The organism is Steroidobacter sp. (assembly GCF_016790065.1).
Lineage (GTDB): Bacteria > Pseudomonadota > Gammaproteobacteria > Steroidobacterales > Steroidobacteraceae > Steroidobacter.
The window spans coordinates 1-2438 of record NZ_JAEUPY010000524.1; the positions used below are offsets into that span (position 1 = coordinate 1).

At 61.9% G+C, this 2438-nt stretch carries 4 protein-coding genes; 3 read left to right on the forward strand and 1 reads right to left on the reverse strand.

Going from position 1 to position 2438, the window contains the following annotated elements; genetic code table 11:
* On the reverse strand, window positions 1–261 hold a 261-nt coding region (locus JNL55_RS21810), incomplete at its 3' end, for a hypothetical protein (RefSeq protein WP_293858836.1).
* A 108-nt stretch (window positions 262–369) separates the two neighbouring features.
* Here JNL55_RS21810 and JNL55_RS21815 point away from each other — a divergent pair.
* The 3 genes from JNL55_RS21815 to JNL55_RS21825 form a co-directional block, all read left to right on the forward strand.
* Entirely contained in the window at window positions 370–1326 is a 957-nt protein-coding gene (locus JNL55_RS21815) for a 2-dehydro-3-deoxygalactonokinase (RefSeq protein WP_293858839.1), read from the forward strand.
* Between the two features lie 4 nt (window positions 1327–1330).
* Window positions 1331–1954: a 2-dehydro-3-deoxy-6-phosphogalactonate aldolase gene (locus tag JNL55_RS21820; protein WP_293858842.1), complete on the forward strand. Its 624-nt coding sequence runs from the start codon at window positions 1331–1333 to the stop codon at window positions 1952–1954.
* A gap of 19 nt (window positions 1955–1973) precedes the next feature.
* Window positions 1974–2438: FadR/GntR family transcriptional regulator (locus tag JNL55_RS21825; RefSeq protein ID WP_293858845.1), on the forward strand; the 465-nt coding region annotated here is incomplete at its 3' end.

Genomic DNA, 2438 nt, shown 5'->3' on the forward strand with positions numbered 1-2438 from the left:
ATACAGCGATAGTCCTTGCCATTGGTCATTGACGACGCGTGGTTCGATCCGCGCCGTATGCGGCAACGTCACCGCTTCCCACTCGGCGGCCGGCACTTGATCGGCCGGAACTGCATCGCTGTCGCGCTCAAAGCGATGAAACAGCCAGCCTTCGTTGAAGTTGCCGGGCATCTCAGGCAGCGCAGCAGCAGCCACGCTGACCGTCGCGACCAGCAACACCACCCCGATGAGCCACCGCGCAATCCTTGGTCTTCCCTGCATCGTTCCCCCTCGCAGACGCCGCTAAGTCGCCGTAAGCGCCCGGGTCACGCACCAAGACTGGACACGAAGAATATTAATCATATAAAAGACCCACATGGAATCCCAGCCATGAGCCACGTCCCCAGCCCCACACCTACCCATATTGCCGGCGATTGGGGCACTACCCATCTGCGGCTGCATCTTTGCCGAGGCGCCACCGTGCTGGACCTGGCTGAAGGTGCGGGCATCGGCAGTTTGACCAAGAGCGCCGAAGCGACGTTGTTCGATGCCATCGCCCCGTGGGTGCAGCGGCATGGTCCGCTGCCGATTTTGCTGGCGGGCATGATCGGTTCTCGCAATGGTTGGAAAGAGGTGCCGTATGCGTCGTGCCCTGCCGGTACGGCCGAGCTACGCAATGCCCTGCTGCGCTTCGAAGCTCGTGGCCACCAGGTAGCGATCGCGACTGGCGTTTCTTGTATCAATCCGCACGGCGCGCCGGACGTGATGCGCGGTGAGGAGACACAAATTCTCGGCGCCATCGTTGCGCATCCCGAACTGGGCCGCGGACGTCACATCGTTGCTCTTCCCGGCACTCATACCAAATGGGCCCTGGTGGAAGACGGCAAAATGCAATCGTTCCAAACCAGCTTGTCGGGCGAGTTGTATGCCTTGCTGCGAGATCGCAGCACGTTGCTCAAAGCGTCAGCAGCCGAAGCCAATGAAGCTGCTGAACGACGCGGTTTCGACGCCGGCTTGCAACGCAGTCGCGAGTTACGCACCGTGCCGCTCAGTCATTTGTTATTCGAAGTACGCGCACGCCAGCTGGTTCAAAGCATGCCCCACGCCGAAGCATCGGCGTTTTTGTCGGGGTTGATCATTGGCCAGGATGTGCTGGGCGCCTTGCCTATCTTCGACGGCACGCTGCGAACGGTTCAATCGGTTCCTATCATCGGGGCGCCCAGACTGGCCGCGCTGTACAGCTCGGCGCTGGCAGCTCATGGCATTGGCACATTGCCGCTGGATGCCACTGCCCTGACCGTTGCCGGCCTCAACGCCCTTGCCCATCCCGATGTCATTGCGGAGTAGTTTCGTGCCTGAGTTGCCTCCTTTAATCGCCATTCTGCGCGGCATTCGTCCGGATGAAATATTGGACGTGGCTGCGGCATTGGTGGCCAGCGGCATTCGCGGTATCGAAGTACCGCTGAACTCACCGGAACCGTTGGCAAGCATCCGCCGCCTGGCAGAACGCTACGGCGATCAGTGCCTGTGTGGCGCCGGCACCGTGCTGAAACCAGCGCAGGTCGATGCAGTCGCCGACGCCGGCGGCAAACTGATCGTTACCCCGAACATCAATCCGGCCGTCATCTCCCGAGGCGTTGAGCTGGGCCTACGAGTCGTGCCGGGTTTTGCCACCGCCACCGAGGCCTTCGCCGCACTCGATGCCGGCGCAACCGCGTTGAAACTGTTCCCCGCATCCACCTATGGCGTGCAACACGTGAAGGCATTACGAGCCGTACTACCGGCATCGGTCAAAGTATTTGCGGTCGGCGGTGTCGGTGCCGGCAATCTGGCGGAATGGTCCGAAGCCGGGATCGACGGCATCGGTTTCGCCTCGGACATCTATGCCCCTGGCCGCAGCGCCGAGGACGTCGGCAGCCGAGCTGCTGCCATCGTCTCGGCCTGGCACCAGGCCCGCAACTCGGCAACTGGCTGATCGTGATATGTTGGGCGGCATGCGTAAACCCAGCGGACAAAACCTGACCTACGGCATCGTCGAAGAGCTGGGTCATGCGGTGGTCACCCAGACTTATGGCGACGCCGTGCCCTTCCCCATCGAAGCCGAGCTGTGCAAACAGTTCGGTGCCAGCCGAACCGTGCTGCGTGAAGCAGTAAAGATGCTCACCGCCAAGGGCTTGCTCAGCGCACGACCGCGCCAGGGCACCTGGGTGGAACCGGAAAACAATTGGAATCTGCTCGATCCGGACGTGCTGCGCTGGTTGCTGGAACGCAAGTTCTCGCTGGAACTACTCGCCGAGTTCACTGAAGTTCGGTTTGCCATCGAGCCTTCGGCGGCGGCACTCGCAGCTCGCAATGCCACCCCGGAAGGCCTGGCGCGCATTCGTCATGCCATCGAGCGCATGAAGAACGCGGCCGCGGGCGAGGACGATCCGCTCGAATCCGACATCGCCTTCCACGTG

Excerpts from the sequence above, each read along its gene's own strand:
- JNL55_RS21815 (WP_293858839.1), top strand. The coding sequence starts at position 370 with ATGAGCCACGTCCCCAGCCCCACACCTACCCATATTGCCGGCGATTGG.